The organism is Acidithiobacillus sp. AC3 (assembly GCF_050261095.1).
GTDB lineage: Bacteria > Pseudomonadota > Gammaproteobacteria > Acidithiobacillales > Acidithiobacillaceae > Igneacidithiobacillus > Igneacidithiobacillus copahuensis.
The window spans coordinates 131,738-149,101 of sequence record NZ_CP189838.1 but is presented as its reverse complement, the minus strand read 5'-3'; the positions used below and the strand labels follow the sequence as shown (position 1 = coordinate 149,101).

Below are 17,364 nucleotides of genomic sequence, written 5' to 3'. Positions count from 1 at the left end.
GCGCCAGCGCGCTCCCGCGAGTTCTGAACGATGACTGCAACTACCTTCTTCCGCCATCGCAGCTGGCGGTTCTGGCTGGTCTTTGTCGTTCTCTTCGTGTTTCTCGATGCTGCCGTAGCCATCGGATTCTGGACCTATCGTATCTGGGAAGAACTGCCACCGGTGCATGCGTTAGAGCATTGGCATCCGGCCGAACCACTGCGCATCTATGCTGACAACGGTAAGCTCCTGCAGGTCATCGGCCCGCAATTGCGCTATGCGCTACCCCTGAGCCAGGTTCCAAGGCATCTGCAGGACGCCTTCATTGCTGCGGAAAACTCCAAGTTCTACAGCCACAACCCGTTGTATTATCCGGTCAGTTTTCCTGGAATCATTCGCGCTGCCTGGGTGGATCTCATCCATTGGGGACCGGTGCAGGGGGCCAGCACGATTACCGAGCAGGTTGCCCGTAATTTTTACCTGACCCCGAAAAAGACCATTACCCGCAAGGTGGCAGAGATCCTGCTTGCCTATAAATTGGCGCAACATCTCGACCGTGCGCAGATCCTCGATCTCTACGTCAACAAGATCTATCTGGGCGAGGGGGCCTACGGAGTGCAGGCCGCCGCTGAGACCTATTACGGCAAGACGGTCTCGCAACTGAGCCTGGGCGAGATGGCGACCCTGGCGGGTTTACCGGCTGCCCCGTCGGTGTTCAACCCCATCGCTTCGCCAGCCTCGGCCAAGACCCGGCGCGATTATGTATTGCGGCGGATGGCGAAACAGGGCTTCATCAGCGAGGCAGCCGCGCAACGCGCCATGGCCGAGCCGATTCGCGCCCACTACCACGCCCCAGCAAGCAATCTGGCCCCTTACGCCACCGACTGGATTCGCAGCTGGCTGGAAAAGCATTTTGGGCCGGACTTCACTTACCGCAGTGGCTTACGGGTCTACACCAGCATCGATCCGCGCGATCAGCAGGCAGCCAGCCAGGATGTGGCGATTGGCCTGGAAAACTATGGCATGGGCCTCGACAGTATGGATCCGAAGGCTTGGCGTGGCCCAATTGCACAGCTGCGGGGCGAGATGTTGCAGGCGGCTGTGCACGGGCAGCGCCCCCCCATGTTACCGGACTTCAACCCGGCCAACCTGCGCTGGGCGGTGGTGGAAAAAGTCGATGCACAGAGAGCGCGAATTGACATCGAAGGACAACGCCAGGCCGACCTGGGGCTCAAAGACGTCGCTTGGGCCCGGCTACGCCCCAACGGCCAGCGCCCGACGAGCGTGAATCAGGTGCTGGCAGCAGGCGATCTCATCTGGGTGCGGCACTATGTCGCCGCAGCGACGGAAGGGACGGGCAATCCTGTCTGGGGCACCAAGGTCTGGCATGAGGTTCCGCACGCTGGCTGGCAGTTGGCGCAGATCCCGCACGTCCAGGGCGCCCTGGTTTCGCTGAATAGCCACAGCGGCGCCATCCTGGCCCTGGTTGGGGGCTTCAGCTACGAACTCAGTCATTTTGATCGCGCCCTGTATTCCTACCGGCAACCGGGGTCCGGCTTCAAGCCCTTCGTCTATTCCTCGGCCATCGACGCGCCAACGCTGTTGGCCAGTGGTCACAAGGGCTACTACACCCCGGTTTCGTTGATTGCTGACACCCCCCTGATCATCCATCTGGCGGACGGGCAGATCTACGCGCCGACCAACTACAGCCGCACCTTTTCCAATACCCCGTTCCCGATTTGGGAGGATCTCGCCGATTCCCACAACGTGCCGAGCGTACGCCTGCTCATGGATGTAGGCATTCCCTATGCGAAGACCTATGTGCAGCGCTTCGGCTTTCCCGCCAAACAGGTGCCGGCAACCCCATCGATGGTACTGGGTGCCGGCGATTTCAGCCCCCTGCAGATGGCGCGCGCCTATGCCGCCTTCTCCAGTGGCGGCTTTCTGCCTCACCCCTATCTCATTCGCAAGGTAGTCACCGCCAACGGCACCGACGTGGCGCTTCTGCACTGCCCCCTCGCCTATCAGCCACCGGCCCGGCAGACGGTCATCTCGCCGGGGGTGGCCTACCTGATGACGCGGATGATGGAAAGGGTGATCCGGGTTGGCACCGGAGTTGCCGCGCAGATTCTGCATCGCCATGACCTCGCCGGAAAGACCGGCACCACCAATGCCGAAGAAAACGCCTGGTTCAATGGCTTCAATCCAGAAATCACGACCTCGGTATGGGTGGGTTATGACGATAACCATACCATGGGGACCTGGGCGGCGGGCGCCCGCGAGGCCTTGCCGATCTGGATCCGCTACATGGGAACGGCACTGAAGGGCAAACCGGACACCGGCTTTTTCCGGCCGCCCGACGTCGTCACCGCGCGTTACGATCCGCAGACCGGCACCTTGGCCGATCCTGGGAAAGATAGTGGCCCTAGTAAGCTGGGATACTTTTTGGCAGGCTATCTGCCTCCGGCAGCCAAGGCGCCACGACAGCAGCAAGAGCAGAGTTTTGTGCGTGCCTTGATGAAAATTTTTTAGGAGCAGGGATGACGGAAGAAAGGAATAGCGGATCGAGCTACGCGTGGATCTGGGCGACGCTGATCATTATTTTGGCAGTCGTCGCCTATTTTTGGATGCATGACTGGCTGGTAAATAATGTGGACCGGCCCGACCCGCATCCGTTGACCGTCATCGCAGGAAATGTCGCAACTCCTGCCCCGCGACTGCCCGAACACAAAACCCTCGACGGTCAGGCCGCCCCGTACTCCTGAACTCAGTCCATGAACAGGGAGCTGACGGAATCTTCCTCGGCAATCCGACGGATGGTTTCGGCAAAGAGTTCGGCAACGGAAAGCACGCGGATCTTGTCACAGGCACGTGCCTCGCTGCTCAGGGGGATGGTATCGGTCACCACCAGTTCGTCGAGATCGGAGCCGCTGATGCGCTCGATCGCCTTACCCGATAGCACCGGGTGGGTGCAGTAGGCGCTCACACGCAGGGCCCCGCGCGTCTTCAGGGCATGGGCTGCCTCGCAAAGGGTATTGGCGGTATCGACCATGTCATCCACCAACACACAGCTGCGTCCATCCACTTCACCGATGATGTTCATGACCACCGATTCGTTGGGACGCGGGCGGCGTTTGTCGATGATGGCGAGATCGACTTCCAGACGTTTGGCGATGGCACGGGCGCGCACCACGCCACCAACGTCGGGGGATACCACCATGAGGTTTTCCGGATTCTGCCGCCAGATATCGCCGAGCAGAATGGGGGAGGCATAGATGTTGTCTACCGGAACGTCGAAAAAGCCCTGGATCTGGTCCGCATGCAGGTCCATGGTCAGGACGCGGTGCGCGCCGGCGGTGGTTACCAGATCGGCGACGAGTTTGGCGGTGATCGCGGTGCGGGCACGGGATTTGCGATCCTGCCGCGCATAGCCAAAGTACGGCATGACGGCAGTAATGCGATTGGCCGAAGCGCGCTTGAGGGCGTCGATCATGGCCAGCAGTTCCATGAGATGATCGTTGGTCGGGGCACAGGTGGGTTGCAAAACGAAAACGTCATGACCGCGGACATTTTCCAGAATCTCGACGAAGACCTCACCGTCACTGAAGCGGCTGACTTCCGCCCGCCCCAGGGGAATCTGGAGAAATTTGACGATCTGTGCTGCCAGGGCGGGATTGGCGTTCCCGCTGAATACCATCAGGCTACCGTGAGACATGAAAGGATGGATACCTCTGCACTGTCCGCAAAAATAAAATGGCTGGGGCGCCAGGATTCGAACCTGGGAATGCCGGAATCAAAATCCGGTGCCTTACCGCTTGGCTACGCCCCAGCAGGGATTTCCGGGAGAAGTTCGAGAAGCGGGTGGCGGTTACATCCTCTCACCAACCACCCACGCCACGACGCTGGCAGACGGTCGAGAAGGACGTCATTCGCCGTCTCTTCCGGAACTTCGGCAAAACAGCAGGCACCGCTGCCCGTCAATCTTGCATTCCGCAGGCCCTGGGCACGCAGCCAATCGATGCACTCGGCAATGACGGGATAGCGACTCCGGACCAGGGGCTCCAGGGTATTCTCCTGCTCTCCCCCCAAAAACGCCGATATTGTGCTGGGCGGGTGTTGGCGTGTCAATTCGGGGGCGCGGAAAATTTCCGCGGTGGCGACGGATACGCCGGGATGTACCAGCAGATACGGGAGCTCCGGGATCGGCGGCATGGGCTGCAGGATCTCGCCGATGCCTTCCGCCCAGGCGCTGCGGCCAAAGAGGAAAATGGGGACATCGGCACCGAGGGTAGTACCCAGAGAGATCAATTCCGCCCGCGACAGGGCGCAGTTCCAGAGATGGTTGAGCACCAGCAGGGTAGTGGCGGCATCAGACGAACCTCCGCCCACGCCGCCGCCCTCGGGCAAGCGCTTGCGCAGGGTGATCTCCACGCCTTCGCACACGCCACAGCGCTCGGCGAGGAGGCGCGCCGCGCGCAGGGTCAGTTCCTTTTCCGGCGCTAAGCCGACCGGCCCGCCAAAGGAGCGAAACACGCCGGACGGCGCCGAGGCAAAGCGCAGATCGTCGTGCAAATCCAGAAACTGAAAGACGCTTTGCAAAAGGTGATAGCCATCGTCGCGCTGACCAATGACCCGCAACATCAGATTCAGTTTGGCCGGCGCCGGATACCAGTGCTCGTGCATCATTGCCCCAGTTGCCAGTTGCTGACTGCGATACGCAACTGCAGGTCATCTGGCCCGGAGGCCTGCAGAAGGGCCGGCATCTGCAGGCCACCCACAGCGTCAAAGCGCAGATATTGCAATTGCCAGCGGCCCCAGCGCGCACGCTGCGGCAGCCCGGCGGCATCGTAGGCATCCACCTGCCCGGCTGGCGGAATGCCGAGCAGCCACTGGGGAAGTTCCGCAACGGGCAAGGTCACCCCCAGTACCCGTTCGAGCAAGACGCTCATGGTACTCGCCGTCAGGCGCTTGCCACTGGCTTCCAGCAACTCGGCCTGCGTACCGTCATCGCGTAATTCGGCAACCGTGTTGCCCAGGGGCCCCAGAATCCGGAGCTGCTCACTGTTTGCCTGCTGCCGCCAGACAAAGCCAAAACTCTGGCTCCCACGCGAGCTGCGCAGGGAGGCCTGGCCGGTGGCCGTCCAGCGCGGTACCGAGGCGAGAACCTGCGCCCGCTGCTGCGCCGGCAGGACGAGCTGCGCCTGCCCCGTCGGCGCGGGTAGCTGGGCGCAGGCGCCGAGCAACAGCAGCGCGGGAATGGCCAAGACCCGCCAGTTCTTCCGCATCAGACCTTTCATGGGTGCAACAGGGCCTCCTGTAACTCCTTACTCTCGGGATGCTTTTCGAGACCACGCTGCCACAGGGCACGCGCCTCCTGCTGACGCCCCAGCTGCCAGAGGACGCGACCCAGATGATCGAGCACTTCCGGCTCGTCGCCCAGTTGGGCATGGGCTTTTTGCAGGTAGTCCAGAGCCTTCTTTTGATCGCCCTGCAGATGGTAATACCAGCCTATGCTATCCTGGATGTTGGCGTCTTCGGGAGCCAGCTGGATGGCCTTTTCGAGATACGCCCCGGCCTGCGCCAGTTGCTGGCGTCGTTCGAGCAGGCTGTAACCGATGAAGTTATAGGCTTGCGCATCATCTGGGCGCAGCTCGATGACGATGCGCATGGCCTTTTCCATGCCGGCATAGTCCTTTTGCAGTTCGGCGATGGCGCCACGGGCATACCACAGGGCGGCATCGCGGGGGTGGCGCTCCAGGGCCTGATCGAGCAGCTGCGCGGCAGCGGCATAATTGCCTTCTTCCTGCAGTAATTGCGCACGCAGGAGAGGAATCTGCGCATCGTTCGGGTGTCGTGTCTGCAGTTTCTGCAACTCCGTCAGCGTCTTGCTCTTTTGCCCCTGCGCATAATAGGTCTGGGCGATGCGCAACTGCGCCTCATCTGCCAGAGGCGTACCAGCCAGCTTGGCGTACGCCTCCCGCGCCTTCGACCATTCGTTTTGACCTTCCGCGATACGCCCCTGGTAATAGGGAACCAGTGGCGAGTGCGGAGCCAGCTCGCGGAAATGCTCCAACGCCTGCTGGGCCCCCGGCCAGTCCGTTTCGGCAATGGCCAGGGGTAGTAACTGATCCCAGACCTTGGGTTGATCCGGTTGCAACAAGCTGATCTGCTGCAACACCCGATAGGCTTGTGTTTGTCCACCGAGACTGAGGTAAAGCGAGGCCAGATAGCTACGCGCCTGCACGGCGCTCGGATGTGCGGCACAGAAGCCCTGCAGCATCTGCAACGCCGCCAGGGAGTTCCCCTGTTGGCGGAGACTTTCGGCCTGCAATACCGCCGCTTCTTCCCAGTCCGGGCGCAGTCGTAGTGCCGCAGCGAAGGCCTCGGCTGCGCGTTTCGGCTGCTTCTGCAGCAAGGCAAGGCGACCCAAGGCGAGCTGCGCGGCAGCAGAATGGGGATGATTCTGCATGACCGTGTGGAGCAGTCGTTCTGCATCGCCAAAACGGCCATGCTGTGCCAGCAATTCGGCCAGTTGGCTACTCACCCGCTCCTCATCGGGAAAACGCGCCAGCGTCGCCTGCAGCAGTTCCAGGGCCGCCGGCTCCTGACCATCGGCAAGAAGCAGGCCGGCTTCAAAGCGCGCCGACTCGCTGTCCTCGGGTGCCAGTTCATGCCACTTCTTGGCCCAAAGCAGCGCCTTGGGCAGATCTCCAAGCTGCGCTGCGGCCCTGGCTGCCGCCGCCAAGATTGGCGCCGTGGGGAGTTGGTCAACGCTGTGCTGCCAGGCCGGGATGGCGACTGCGGGATCCTGTTGTTGGGTGGCAAACTCTGCACTGAGGAGGTAGTACAGACTCTCCCCCGTCAACTGGAGGCTCGCCCCGGCCCAGGGAGACACCCCAAGTACTATCAAGGCCAGCCAACGCCACTGCATCTTCCTGCCCATACCATTCCCTGCCCACCACGATGCGCCGACAATAGCGCCAGCCCCTGCGGCTTGCAATCCAGACACGCCTTGCGGACAATGCGCGGGTATTATCAGGTCCCCAATGTTACGGATGGTACCGCCATTTTTTGCTACGGTTTGAGTCATCACAGCGCACCCATCGAGGTTCGCGAAAAAGTCGCATTTGCGCCGGAGCAACTGGCAGCGGCCCACCGGGATCTACTGGCCCAAAATCTGGCCAGGGAAGCCCTGATCATTTCCACCTGTAACCGCACCGAAATCTACACCTACGGCGGGTCGGGCCCCAGAGAAAGTCATCTGCAGCATTGGCTGGCCGACTTTCACGGTATCGATGCGGATCTCCTGACCGGCAACAGCTTCAGCTTCCACGATGCGGCAGCGGTACAGCACCTGTTTCGCGTGGTTTGTGGCCTCGATTCCATGATCATCGGCGAACCGCAGATTTTGGGTCAGGTGAAAGATGCCTATCAGGTCGCAGCCGACAGCGACAGTACCGGGCCCGTCCTCAACCGTCTGCTGCACTGGGCCTTTCGTGTCGCCAAACAGGTGCGCACGGAAACCGCCATTGGCGCAGCGCCGGTGAGCGTGGCCTACGCGGCAGTGACCCTGGCGCGGCAGTTGCTGGGTTCCCTACAGGGCAAGCGGGTGCTGCTCATCGGTGCGGGCGAGACCATCGAACTGGTCGCCACACATCTGCGCGAGCATGACCTGGATGGATTTCACGTCGCCAACCGCAGTCCCGAGCGCGCTCGCCTGCTTGCCAAACGCCTGGATGGTCAGGCGTATCCCCTGGAAGATGCGGCGTCCCTGCTTCCCAAAGTCGATCTGGTCCTGAGCTGTACCGCGAGCCCCCAGGCGATCCTGCGCTCCGCTGACGTTCAGCCCGGGTTGCCGCGCGAGCGTGGCAGTCTGCTCTTTCTTGATCTGGCCGTACCACGTGACCTCGACCCGGCCATTGACGAGCTGGACGGCTGCTATCTGTATACCATCGACGACCTCAACGACATCGCCCAGGCCGGCATGCAGGCGCGGCGTGAAGCGGCAGCAGAGGCGGAGCAGATCATTGCGCAGGAGTCCGATGGATTTCAGCAATGGCGCGACAGCCTGGAAGTGGTGCCCGCCATTCGCCGCTTGCGGGAGCACGTCGAGCAGGCGCGGCAGGTAGAGTTACAGCGTTTTCGGCATTATCTGCAGCAGGGGCAGGATCCCGAAACGGTATTAGAGGCCTTTTCCAGGGCGCTCATGAACAAAGTCCTGCACGACCCCATCTCCACCCTGCGCCAGCCCTGCCAAGACGCCACCAGCGAGGCCCTGGTCGCCTCTCTCGACATTCTCTTTCATCTCAGCGACGCAGAAGGATGAGTCTCAGCCCCCGTTTGGCGGGCCAGCTCGAGCAGTTGAGCCTGCGTGCCGAAGAACTCGAACATCGTCTGGCGAGCCCGGAGATCTTACAGGATCCGCAGCAATATCAAGCCTTGTCCCGCGAGCTAGGCGAAATTCAGCCCCTGCGGGACCTGCTCGCGCAGCAAGAACGCCGGCAGGCAGAACGCGAAGATGCCCTGCGCATCCTGCGCGAAGAAAGCGATATCGAACTGCGCGACCTGGCGAGTGAAGAGCTGGCCGCGGCGGAGAGCGAACTTACCGAACTCGAGGCGGAGTTGCGTCTGCGTCTGCTCCCCAAGGATCCGCAGGACGAGCGCAATGTCTTTCTGGAGATCCGTGCCGGCACCGGTGGCGAGGAGGCAGCGCTGTTTGCCGGTGATTTAGCGCGTATGTATACCCGCTATGCCCAAACCAAGGGTTTCGGCGTCATCATCCTTTCCGCCTCGGAGTCCGAGCGCGGCGGCTACCGCGAGGTGGTACTGGAAATCTCCGGGCGGGGCGCCTATTCCCGCTTCAAGTTCGAATCCGGTGGGCACCGTGTACAGCGGGTGCCGGATACCGAGGCGCAGGGGCGCATTCATACCTCGGCCTGCACCGTGGCCGTCCTGCCGGAGGTGGACGAGATTGAAGGAATAGAGATCCAGAGCAGTGATCTGCGCATCGACACCTTTCGAGCCAGTGGTGCCGGCGGCCAACATGTCAACAAGACCGATTCGGCAGTGCGCATCACCCATCTGCCCACGGGGCTCGTGGTCGCCTGCCAGGAAGACCGTTCGCAACACAAAAATCGCGCCAAGGCCATGGCCCTGTTGCAGGCCCGTCTAATGGAAATGGCGCAGGAAAAGCAGCAAAGCGCCACCGCAGCGACGCGGCGCTCCCTGGTCGGCTCGGGCGACCGCTCGGAACGCATCCGCACCTACAATTTTCCCCAGGGCCGCGTAACGGACCATCGCATCAATCTCACCCTGTATCGCCTGGAGGCGATCATCGCCGGGGATCTGGATCCGCTCTACGAGGCGCTCCTGCGCGAACATCAGGCCGATCTTCTGCAAAATCTGGGTGATGATGCCTGAGGTACCCGCCGCCGAAGATTCTCTGCGGCACTGGCTTGCCTGGCTCGGCATCCAACTTGCAGCGCATTGCGATGCGCCGGAGCAAGAGGCCCGCTGGCTTCTGGAGGAGATCCTGGACAGCGGCACCGAACTCTGGAGCCATCCCCAGGCGCCTCTAGGAGAAACGCGCCGTAGCCACTTGCTGGCGCTGCTTGCCCGCCGCATGAGTGGCGAGCCTCTACCCTATTGCCTTGGCCACTGGTCGTTCATGGACCTCGACCTGCGCGTCGATCCACACGTCCTCATTCCCCGCCCGGATACCGAAACCCTGGTGCGTTGGGCCCTGGCGCATCTACCCGAGAAGGGGTCGGTGCTCGATCTCGGTACCGGTAGCGGCGCCATTATCCTCGCCCTGGCGCAGGCGCGACCGGATCTGGACTACTGGGCCGTGGACCGGTGCGAGGACGCCCTGGCCGTCGCCCGCCACAATGGGGCCGTCCTGGGGCTATCGGTGCATTGGTGTGCCGGAGATTGGTGTCAGGCGTTACCGGCAGGACAGCGCTTTTCACTCGTGTTGAGCAACCCGCCCTATCTGGCGACTGATGACCCCCATCTGGCCGAGCTCGACGCAGAGCCCATCAGCGCCCTGGTGGCCGGAGAGACCGGACTGGAGTCCTACCAAGCCATTCTCGCCGGACTCCCCGCCCACCTGGAGCCGCAGACCCGGATCGCTTTCGAACACGGCCACGAGCAAGGGCCGGCGCTACGCCAACTCTTGCGCGCGCATGGCTGGGAGGGGGTGGAGACACATCGGGATTTGGCCGGCCGCGAGCGGGTGAGCAGCGCCGTCTGGAGCACTCTCTATGCCTGAACTGCCCGAGGTGGAGGTCACGCGGCGCGGCATCGAGCCGCATCTCGTGGGTCGGCGCATCGCAGCGGTCGCTGTGCGTGAAACACGTCTGCGGCGCCCCGTCAATGACGATCTCGCCGCCCGCTTACAGGGACAAAGGATCGCCCGCCTGCACCGTCGCGGGAAGTACCTGCTGGCCGATCTCGATCGGGGCCAGCTCCTGCTGCACCTGGGCATGTCCGGTCATTTGCGCGTCGTGCCACAAGATACCCTCGTGCAGCGACATGACCATGTCGATCTGCTTCTGGAGGACGGCAACTGCCTGCGTTTTCATGACCCGCGACGCTTCGGTCTGCTCCTCTGGGGCGAGGACTGGACCAGCGATCCCCTGTTACAGGGCCTCGGACCGGAACCCTTGGGCAGCGAATTTGATGCAGATTACCTCTTCGCTCGCAGTCGCCGGCATCAGCAGCCCATCAAGAGCTTCCTCATGGATGCCCACGTCGTGGTCGGCGTAGGCAACATCTACGCCAACGAGTCGTTGTTCCGTGCCGGCATCGATCCCCGCCGGGCGGCCGGGCGCATCGCTCTGCCCCGCTTTCGCCGCTTGCATCAGGCAATCGTGGAGATCCTGCAGGAGGCCATCATCGCCGGCGGCACTACCCTGCGCGACTTTACCCGCCCCGATGGCAGAAAGGGCTATTTTCGACTATCTCTGGCCGTGTACGGACGCGAGAAGGAACCCTGTATTCGCTGCGGCAAAGCTCTGCGCGCCGCGCGCATCGGGGGCCGCTCGTCATTTTACTGTGGACAGTGCCAGCGCTAGAGGCAGCGAACGGGAGCGATATGCCGAATTCATTGAATGATTCGCCGATTCTGCAAGGCTTGCGATCCTTTCGGCTGTGGCGGGAGGAGGTAGCACAATCGCTGCATCAACTCGCCGAGCTCACCGGCGATCTCGGGTTACTTCCCGGAGGGAATATTCTGCAGCTTGAGAACCTCGCCTTCGAGGTCGAACAAGACAGTCTACGCCTGGCGGTGGTGGGTGAGTTTTCCCGTGGCAAGACTGAACTGATCAACGCCCTGTTGTTTGCCGATCTCGGCCAGCGTTTCCTACCTTCCAGCACCGGCCAGACGACCATGTGCCCAGTAGAAATTCGCGGTGCTCCACAAGGCCGCGCGGGACTGCAGCTCTTGCCCATCGCCAGCCGCAGCATGGATGTCAGCATCGAAAAGCTCAAACGGGCGGGCAGCGCGTGGGTACGTCTCAGTTGTGAGGAAGGCGGCAACCAAGGCCAGCGTTTGAAGGTCTTGACCGAGACCATCTGTGTCGCAATCGAAGAAGCCAGGCGCCTGGGACTCTGTCCACCCCTCAATCGCGTGGCCAAAGGTCAGGAAAGTAGCGTCTGTCCCTCCTGCGGCCTGGGCAAGGTCCTGATTCCGCGCTGGCGGCACTCCATGCTCTTTCTGCCCCATCCGATCCTCGACGCCGGCCTGACCGTGCTCGATACGCCCGGTTTGAACGCCATCGGCGCGGAACCCGAACTTACCTTCAGCATGCTTGCCGATGCCGACGCCCTGCTCTTCATTCTCGGGATCGACACCGGGGTCACGCAAAGCGATCTGACCATTTGGGAGCAATACCTCAAACGCAATCGGAATCAACACCAACTCGTCCTCTTGAACAAGGTCGACACCCTCTGGGATGAGCTGCGTGACCCCTTCGAAATCGAGGAAGAAATCGAGGCCCAGGCGCAGCGCACAGCGGAGCGTTTGGGAATTACCCGTGCGCAGGTGATCCCGATCAGCGGCCAGAAGGCGCTTCTGGCTCGCATCCGCGGCAATGAGGAATTATTGCAGCGCAGCGGCATTCTGGAGCTGGAAAAGGCCATCGCCGAACTGATCATCCCGGGCCACCGCGCAGCCCTGGAACAGAAGAGCAGGACTCTGACAAAGCGCATTCTGACCGAGCAAAAAGCACTGCTGGCCGAGCAGGATCGGCACCTGGCCATGCAAACCCAGAACCTGCAAGAACTCAAGGACCGTACCGGCGAAAAGGTACCGAAACTGGTCCGCCAGCATCAACAGCGTCTAGCGCATTTCGAGCACGATCGAAGCGCCTTCGAGGGACGGAAGCTGGCTTTTCAGGAATCGGTCCAGGAACATTTGCTCGCTCCGCTCTCTACCGCCACCTTTGACTTGATCATCAGCAATGCCAAGGGCGAGATGCTCTCCGCCTGGACCACGGCCGGCATCGTCGATCGCTTTCGCAACTTTTTCGCCGAGGCCGCCCGGCAGTTCGACTTGGCGCTGGCTGGTGCAGAAAGGGTCAATGGGGAAATCACCAAGGAGTACGCCGCGTTGCAGCAACGCTATTCCTTACCGGCCTTGGCCACCATCCCCTATGCCATTCTTCCCCGTCGCGCCGAGCTATTGGCCATGGCAGAGAGTTACGAACGTTTCGGCATGATGCTGGAAATCGCGGTGAACACGCAAAGCTCCGTCGTCCGCAAGGCGTTTCTCACGGTGGCCGGCAAGGTGCGTGACTATATCGTCGACACGCGCCGCGACGCGCAGAACTGGGTAGACGAGGTCATGGCCGTCATGAATCAGTATCTGGAGAGCTACCATCGCAAAGCGGCCGAAGAACTCGAGGCATTGGAACGCATCTCACTGGCCATGGATAGCATCGACGGTCGGGTGGAACACCTGCAGACACAGCGCAGCAGCACGCAGCAGCAAGTTCAGGAACTGGAAAGAGTCAGCAATTTGGTACAGAACAGCCTGGACGCGAAGGCCCTCTGATTCGGGCAGCGTCGCTGCCGCAAAGATCAGATCTGGCCGGTCAGGAGCAGGAATTTTTCCTGCAAGGCCTCCGCAGATTCCGGGTTGGCAGGATCGAGCTCGATACAGTCTACCGGACAAACCTCCTGGCACTGCGGGGTATCGTAGTGCCCCACACACTGGGTACAAAGCCCCGCCTCGATGACGTAGATCTGCTGCCCCATGTGAATGGCACCGTTGGGACATTCGGGCTCGCAAACGTCACAATTGATGCAGTTGTCAAGAATGTGCAACGACATGGAAAAGTACCCCAAGAAGAAACTGGACTGATTCTACGCTCTCCTAGCCTTGCGGGGCAAAGCGCCGACGCAAAGCATCGGCAACGACGGGCTGCACAAAGGCGCTCACGTCGCCGCCCAGGCGGCTGATTTCGCGTACCAGACTCGACGACAGGAAGGTGTGGGCGTCCGAAGTCATGAGAAATAAGGTCTCCACGCGCAGATCCATGCGTCGCTGAATCGATGCTAGCTGAAACTCATGCTCAAAATCGGAAACCGCGCGCAGTCCACGGAGAATGACCCGTACCCCCTCAGCCTGCAGCAAATGCAGGAGGAGCCCCTGAAATGGTCGCACCCGCACCCCCGGGATTTCCGCCAGGCAGGCCTCGGCCAAGGCTACCCGCTCGTCCAGAGGAAAAATGGTCCGTTTGGGGGTCTCGGCGGCGACGGCAACAACTACCTCATCAAAAAGGCCGGTAGCGCGACGCACCAAGTCCTCATGGCCGAGAGTGATCGGATCGAAGGTGCCAGGATAAACGATGCGGCGCGGACTCTCGTTCTGACTCATGCTTCCCCCTCCTGCAAGTGCAGCAGCACATAGTGGCTGTCGCCGCAACGACCGCTGCGATACCACTCCCAGCCGGCGGGGAGCTCGCTTTCCCGCCAGAGCTCCGCAGCATTGGCCTCCAGATATAGCCATCCTCCCGCATGTACCGGACTGTTTTCGCCCAGCAGGAGCGGCCGCAGGCGCTCCGGCCAGCCCGCCGCAAAGGGCGGATCGGCAAGTACCAGATCGTACTGCCGCGCCAGGCGGGGCAGCACGCTGAGCGCATCGTGGCCGAGCAGGCGGAGCTTTGCGTCGGGACCACAACTGGCAAGGTTTTTCTCCAGAATACGCCGGTGCGCGGCCGCACTCTCGACAAAGTCCACTCGTTCTGCACCCCGTGACCAGGCCTCCAGACCCAAAGCACCGGTCCCGGCAAAGAGGTCGAGCACCCGGGCACCCGCGCTTTCCGTCGCCAGCCAGTTGAACAGCCGCTCGCGCACCACGCCGGGTGTGGGCCGGATACTGGCACCGCTGGCCGTCTGTAATTTCTTGCCGCGCAACTTCCCGGCAATGATGGCAACCGACATCGCGTCTCCAAGAGATTGTTCGAGTTCGTCCTTCGCGAGATAATGCGGGCCGACAGCGACAATGAGGTTGGCCCACAGATCATGGTTTTTTCTTGGTTCAAGCGTAACAAAAGCACCCCCGCAGAGGAAACGCCATCGGTTCCCGAGCCTGCGGAGCCAAGCCAAGAGCCGCTACCTTCCGCACCCGACACTCCGTCCAACCCGGTTCCTGCCGCCGAGCCACCAGAAGAAAGCCAGCCGACGCCGGAAAAGCCCCCTGCAGAGCCCGGGACTGCGCTGAACAAAACCGAGCCAGCTTCTGCCACCACCGCAGGCGATGAGATCGAAAGGCCTGCTCCCGCGGCTTCGCCGACGGTAGGGGACAGCGACACGCAACCGCCTGCAGAGGCATCCAAGAAAAGCCTATTTGCCCGTCTGAAATCGGGGCTCAGCCGCTCCCGCGAACAACTCAGCGAGGGTGTTGCACGCCTCGTACTCGGCAAAAAGGAAATCGATGACGAGCTTCTGGAGGATCTGGAGACCATCCTCCTGCAGTCTGATGTCGGCGTGCCTGCCACCCGCAGCATCATGCAAGCCGTCACCGAAAAGGTCCGTCGCAAGGAGCTGAGCGACCCGGCGGCGCTGCAGCAAGCCATCCGTCAGTCTCTCCTCGATCTCTTGCAGCCCCGTTGCGAGCCTTGGTCCCCAAAACCAGGACAAACCCAGGTGCTGATGATGGTGGGCATCAACGGTGCCGGCAAGACCACCACCATCGGCAAGTTGGCTGCGCGCTGGAAACGGGAGGGCTTTGGGGTTCTGCTGGCGGCTGGAGACACCTTCCGCGCCGCGGCGGTGGAACAGTTGCAGGGATGGGGGACGCGGGTGCAAGTACCGGTGATCGCCCAAGGCAGTGGCGCCGATAGCGCCTCGGTGATCTTTGATGCCTTTGCCGCAGCCCGCTCGCGCGGTGCCGACCTCCTCATTGCCGATACGGCCGGGCGCCTGCATACCCAGGGCCATCTGATGGAAGAACTGAAAAAGGTGAAGCGCGTCCTGGGCAAGCAGGATCCCTGCGCCCCGCAGCAGATCTGGCTGGTGCTGGATGCCGGTACCGGCCAGAATGCCTTGCAGCAGGCCCAACAGTTTCACGCGGCGGTAGGCCTCACCGGCATTTGCATCACCAAGCTGGATGGCACCGCCAAGGGCGGCGTGGTGGCGGCCATCGCCCAGGCGCTGCCCATTCCCATCCGTTTCATCGGCGTCGGCGAGGGGGTGGAAGACCTCCGCCCCTTCGATGCCGAGGCCTTTGTCGATGCCTTGTTTGCGCGGGAGTCTGCATGATCGAGTTCATCAATGTCACCAAGCACTATCCAGGACGTCGTCACGTCCTGCGCGAGCTCAATCTGCAGTTGGGCAAGGGCGAAATGGCCTTGCTTACGGGTCCATCCGGCGCGGGTAAGAGTACTCTTCTCAAGCTACTCACTCGACTGGAGGCAGTCAGTCACGGCACCCTGCGTGTTGCCGGGGTAGACTTGGCCACCCTGCGTCGCCGCCACATCCCGGCGTACCGACGGCGCGTCGGGGTCGTCTTTCAGGATCACAAGCTGCTCATGGATCGCACCGTCTACGCCAATGTCGCACTGACCTTGCAGGTGGCGGGCATGTCAGCGCGGCAACTCGACCATCGCGTGCGTGCTGCCCTCGACAAGGTGGGGCTGGGAGACCACTGGCGGGAGTTTCCGGAGACCCTCTCGGGCGGTGAACAGCAGCGGGTAGGCATTGCCCGAGCCATCGTCCACACCCCGGAGATCCTGCTGGCTGATGAACCGACCGGCAATCTCGATCCCGAACTCAGCAGCGAAATCCTGGACATGTTCCGCGATTTTTATCGGCACGGCACCACGGTACTAGTGGCAACCCACGATCAGGGTCAGGTGGACCGCATGGGCGTACGCACCCTGCACCTGGCCCACGGACAGTTGCAGGAGAAAGCATGAGCCTTCACATACGCCTGCAGGCCCTTGGCAATGCGCGGGATACGCTGCTGCGCCAACCCATCGCCACGGCACTCACCATCATCGCCCTCGCAGTCGTATTCGCCCTGCCCGTCGGCTTGTTTACCGCCCTGAGCAACCTGCAGCAGCTCCTCGCCAGCTGGCACAACCAGGCGCAGATTTCGCTCTATCTGCACGACGATGCCAGTCCCCAGGCCGTCGCCCAACTTCGTCGCCAGCTCCAGCAGAGCCCTGGCGTCGTGGCCGTGCGCTTTGTCGACAAGAATCACGCCCTGGCGGATTTTCAGCACTATGCGGGCATGACCGCAGCCATTCAGACACTGGGCGAGAACCCCTTGCCGGCCTCTCTGATCGTCGAACTGAACCCGCTGGCGCAAAGCTCTAGCAGTCTGGAGGCCCAGGTCCAGCAGTGGAGCCACGAGCCGATCGTGCGCAGCGCCCAGTCGGATCTGAAATGGGTGGCCCGCCTGCAGGCCATCGTCGCCCTCGGTACACGGGCGGTCTACATCCTCGCCATCCTGCTGGCCCTGGGCGCGGTGCTGGTGATGGGCAACACCATCCGCCTGCATATCGAGCAGCGTCGCGACGAGATCGAGATCAGTTCCCTGGTCGGGGCAACCAAGAGTTTCATTCGCCGTCCCTTCCTGTATCAGGGCCTGATCCAGGGCATCCTCGCCGGATTTCTGGCTTGGTTGATCGTGGCCATCGCCTTTGCAGTGTTGCAGGGTCCGGTCGATCACCTCGCAAATCTGTATGGCACGAGCTTCCCGCTGCATGCTCTGACCGTCGGCGAGGGATTTCTCCTGGTGCTCATCAGTGCCGCATTGGGCTGGCTGGGTTCCTTGGTGGCGGTGGGCCGGCATCTCGACAACACCGTCTCTTGAAATCCCGGATGCACGTCCCCATGTAGAAAGATGTTGTTCGGAGTAAACCTTTGTCCCTAGCA

17 protein-coding genes and 1 tRNA gene are annotated in these 17,364 nt (G+C 62.0%); 10 read left to right on the top strand and 8 right to left on the bottom strand.

Annotation, left to right across the window (positions count from 1 at the left end; translation table 11 throughout):
- Positions 1-30 precede the first annotated feature (30 nt).
- Complete coding sequence (locus tag ACQAYK_RS00705) at positions 31-2,511, top strand: penicillin-binding protein 1A (protein WP_483167728.1); 2,481 nt, start codon at positions 31-33, stop codon at positions 2,509-2,511.
- An 8-nt stretch (positions 2,512-2,519) separates the two neighbouring features.
- Positions 2,520-2,744: a hypothetical protein gene (locus tag ACQAYK_RS00700; RefSeq protein ID WP_483167727.1), complete on the top strand. Its 225-nt coding sequence runs from the start codon at positions 2,520-2,522 to the stop codon at positions 2,742-2,744.
- 2 nt (positions 2,745-2,746) lie between these two features.
- Here the strand turns inward: ACQAYK_RS00700 and ACQAYK_RS00695 are convergent, their stop codons facing one another.
- From ACQAYK_RS00695 to ACQAYK_RS00675, 5 genes are all read right to left on the bottom strand, one after another.
- Positions 2,747-3,694, bottom strand: a complete 948-nt coding sequence (locus ACQAYK_RS00695) for a ribose-phosphate pyrophosphokinase (RefSeq protein WP_215871351.1) — start codon at positions 3,692-3,694, stop codon at positions 2,747-2,749.
- 39 nt (positions 3,695-3,733) lie between these two features.
- Positions 3,734-3,808, bottom strand: a tRNA-Gln gene (locus ACQAYK_RS00690).
- Positions 3,799-4,665 carry a 4-(cytidine 5'-diphospho)-2-C-methyl-D-erythritol kinase gene (ispE, locus tag ACQAYK_RS00685; RefSeq protein WP_226826826.1) on the bottom strand — a complete coding sequence of 289 codons (867 nt, stop codon included), beginning with the start codon at positions 4,663-4,665 and terminating at the stop codon, positions 3,799-3,801. Before ispE ends, ACQAYK_RS00690 begins: the two co-directional genes overlap by 10 nt.
- Positions 4,662-5,276, bottom strand: a complete 615-nt coding sequence (lolB, locus tag ACQAYK_RS00680; protein WP_215871352.1) for a lipoprotein insertase outer membrane protein LolB — start codon at positions 5,274-5,276, stop codon at positions 4,662-4,664. Before lolB ends, ispE begins: the two co-directional genes overlap by 4 nt.
- The gene (locus ACQAYK_RS00675; RefSeq protein WP_226859006.1) at positions 5,273-7,069 is read right to left on the bottom strand and encodes a tetratricopeptide repeat protein; all 1,797 of its coding nucleotides are present in this window, start codon (positions 7,067-7,069) and stop codon (positions 5,273-5,275) included. Before ACQAYK_RS00675 ends, lolB begins: the two co-directional genes overlap by 4 nt.
- Here ACQAYK_RS00675 and hemA point away from each other — a divergent pair.
- From hemA to ACQAYK_RS00650, 5 genes are read left to right on the top strand one after another with little or no spacing between them, the layout of a single operon-like run.
- Complete coding sequence (gene hemA, locus ACQAYK_RS00670) at positions 7,061-8,305, top strand: glutamyl-tRNA reductase (RefSeq protein ID WP_264317838.1); 1,245 nt, start codon at positions 7,061-7,063, stop codon at positions 8,303-8,305. The genes ACQAYK_RS00675 and hemA overlap by 9 nt on opposite strands.
- Positions 8,302-9,399 (top strand): peptide chain release factor 1, encoded by a 1,098-nt coding sequence (gene prfA / locus ACQAYK_RS00665; RefSeq protein WP_215871353.1) that lies wholly within the window; start codon positions 8,302-8,304, stop codon positions 9,397-9,399. Before hemA ends, prfA begins: the two co-directional genes overlap by 4 nt.
- Positions 9,389-10,249: a peptide chain release factor N(5)-glutamine methyltransferase gene (gene prmC / locus ACQAYK_RS00660; RefSeq protein WP_226826834.1), complete on the top strand. Its 861-nt coding sequence runs from the start codon at positions 9,389-9,391 to the stop codon at positions 10,247-10,249. The genes prfA and prmC overlap by 11 nt, the downstream gene beginning before the upstream one ends.
- Complete coding sequence (gene mutM, locus ACQAYK_RS00655; protein WP_215871354.1) at positions 10,242-11,054, top strand: bifunctional DNA-formamidopyrimidine glycosylase/DNA-(apurinic or apyrimidinic site) lyase; 813 nt, start codon at positions 10,242-10,244, stop codon at positions 11,052-11,054. Before prmC ends, mutM begins: the two co-directional genes overlap by 8 nt.
- A gap of 20 nt (positions 11,055-11,074) precedes the next feature.
- On the top strand, positions 11,075-13,033 hold the full coding sequence (locus ACQAYK_RS00650; protein ID WP_483167726.1) for a dynamin family protein: 1,959 nt from the start codon (positions 11,075-11,077) through the stop codon (positions 13,031-13,033).
- Positions 13,034-13,059: 26 nt separating this feature from the next.
- Here ACQAYK_RS00650 and ACQAYK_RS00645 read toward each other — a convergent pair whose 3' ends face one another.
- The 3 genes from ACQAYK_RS00645 to rsmD are packed head-to-tail and all read right to left on the bottom strand — an operon-like array spanning position 13,060 to position 14,424.
- A complete protein-coding gene (locus ACQAYK_RS00645) occupies positions 13,060-13,311 on the bottom strand; it encodes a YfhL family 4Fe-4S dicluster ferredoxin (protein ID WP_215871356.1) in 252 nt (83 codons plus the stop codon).
- Positions 13,312-13,354: 43 nt separating this feature from the next.
- Positions 13,355-13,858, bottom strand: a complete 504-nt coding sequence (gene coaD / locus ACQAYK_RS00640; RefSeq protein ID WP_215871357.1) for a pantetheine-phosphate adenylyltransferase — start codon at positions 13,856-13,858, stop codon at positions 13,355-13,357.
- Positions 13,855-14,424: a 16S rRNA (guanine(966)-N(2))-methyltransferase RsmD gene (gene rsmD / locus ACQAYK_RS00635; RefSeq protein ID WP_483167725.1), complete on the bottom strand. Its 570-nt coding sequence runs from the start codon at positions 14,422-14,424 to the stop codon at positions 13,855-13,857. Before rsmD ends, coaD begins: the two co-directional genes overlap by 4 nt.
- 81 nt (positions 14,425-14,505) lie before the next feature.
- On the opposite strand from rsmD, the gene ftsY reads away from it, so the two are divergent.
- From ftsY to ftsX, 3 genes are read left to right on the top strand one after another with little or no spacing between them, the layout of a single operon-like run.
- Positions 14,506-15,744: a signal recognition particle-docking protein FtsY gene (gene ftsY, locus ACQAYK_RS00630; RefSeq protein ID WP_483167724.1), complete on the top strand. Its 1,239-nt coding sequence runs from the start codon at positions 14,506-14,508 to the stop codon at positions 15,742-15,744.
- On the top strand, positions 15,741-16,400 hold the full coding sequence (gene ftsE, locus ACQAYK_RS00625) for a cell division ATP-binding protein FtsE (protein WP_215871359.1): 660 nt from the start codon (positions 15,741-15,743) through the stop codon (positions 16,398-16,400). The genes ftsY and ftsE overlap by 4 nt, the downstream gene beginning before the upstream one ends.
- Positions 16,397-17,302, top strand: coding sequence for a permease-like cell division protein FtsX (gene ftsX, locus ACQAYK_RS00620; RefSeq protein WP_215871360.1), 906 nt, complete (start codon positions 16,397-16,399; stop codon positions 17,300-17,302). Before ftsE ends, ftsX begins: the two co-directional genes overlap by 4 nt.
- Positions 17,303-17,364: the final 62 nt, after the last annotated feature.

Coding starts and splice junctions, on each gene's coding strand:
- ACQAYK_RS00705 (WP_483167728.1), top strand. CDS start 31: ATGACTGCAACTACCTTCTTCCGCCATCGCAGCTGGCGGTTCTGGCTG.
- ACQAYK_RS00700 (WP_483167727.1), top strand. CDS start 2,520: ATGACGGAAGAAAGGAATAGCGGATCGAGCTACGCGTGGATCTGGGCG.
- ACQAYK_RS00695 (WP_215871351.1), bottom strand. CDS start 3,694: ATGTCTCACGGTAGCCTGATGGTATTCAGCGGGAACGCCAATCCCGCC.
- ispE (WP_226826826.1), bottom strand. CDS start 4,665: ATGATGCACGAGCACTGGTATCCGGCGCCGGCCAAACTGAATCTGATG.
- lolB (WP_215871352.1), bottom strand. CDS start 5,276: ATGAAAGGTCTGATGCGGAAGAACTGGCGGGTCTTGGCCATTCCCGCG.
- ACQAYK_RS00675 (WP_226859006.1), bottom strand. CDS start 7,069: ATGACTCAAACCGTAGCAAAAAATGGCGGTACCATCCGTAACATTGGG.
- prfA (WP_215871353.1), top strand. CDS start 8,302: ATGAGTCTCAGCCCCCGTTTGGCGGGCCAGCTCGAGCAGTTGAGCCTG.
- prmC (WP_226826834.1), top strand. CDS start 9,389: ATGATGCCTGAGGTACCCGCCGCCGAAGATTCTCTGCGGCACTGGCTT.
- mutM (WP_215871354.1), top strand. CDS start 10,242: ATGCCTGAACTGCCCGAGGTGGAGGTCACGCGGCGCGGCATCGAGCCG.
- ACQAYK_RS00650 (WP_483167726.1), top strand. CDS start 11,075: ATGCCGAATTCATTGAATGATTCGCCGATTCTGCAAGGCTTGCGATCC.
- ACQAYK_RS00645 (WP_215871356.1), bottom strand. CDS start 13,311: ATGTCGTTGCACATTCTTGACAACTGCATCAATTGTGACGTTTGCGAG.
- coaD (WP_215871357.1), bottom strand. CDS start 13,858: ATGAGTCAGAACGAGAGTCCGCGCCGCATCGTTTATCCTGGCACCTTC.
- rsmD (WP_483167725.1), bottom strand. CDS start 14,424: ATGTCGGTTGCCATCATTGCCGGGAAGTTGCGCGGCAAGAAATTACAG.
- ftsY (WP_483167724.1), top strand. CDS start 14,506: ATGGTTTTTTCTTGGTTCAAGCGTAACAAAAGCACCCCCGCAGAGGAA.
- ftsE (WP_215871359.1), top strand. CDS start 15,741: ATGATCGAGTTCATCAATGTCACCAAGCACTATCCAGGACGTCGTCAC.
- ftsX (WP_215871360.1), top strand. CDS start 16,397: ATGAGCCTTCACATACGCCTGCAGGCCCTTGGCAATGCGCGGGATACG.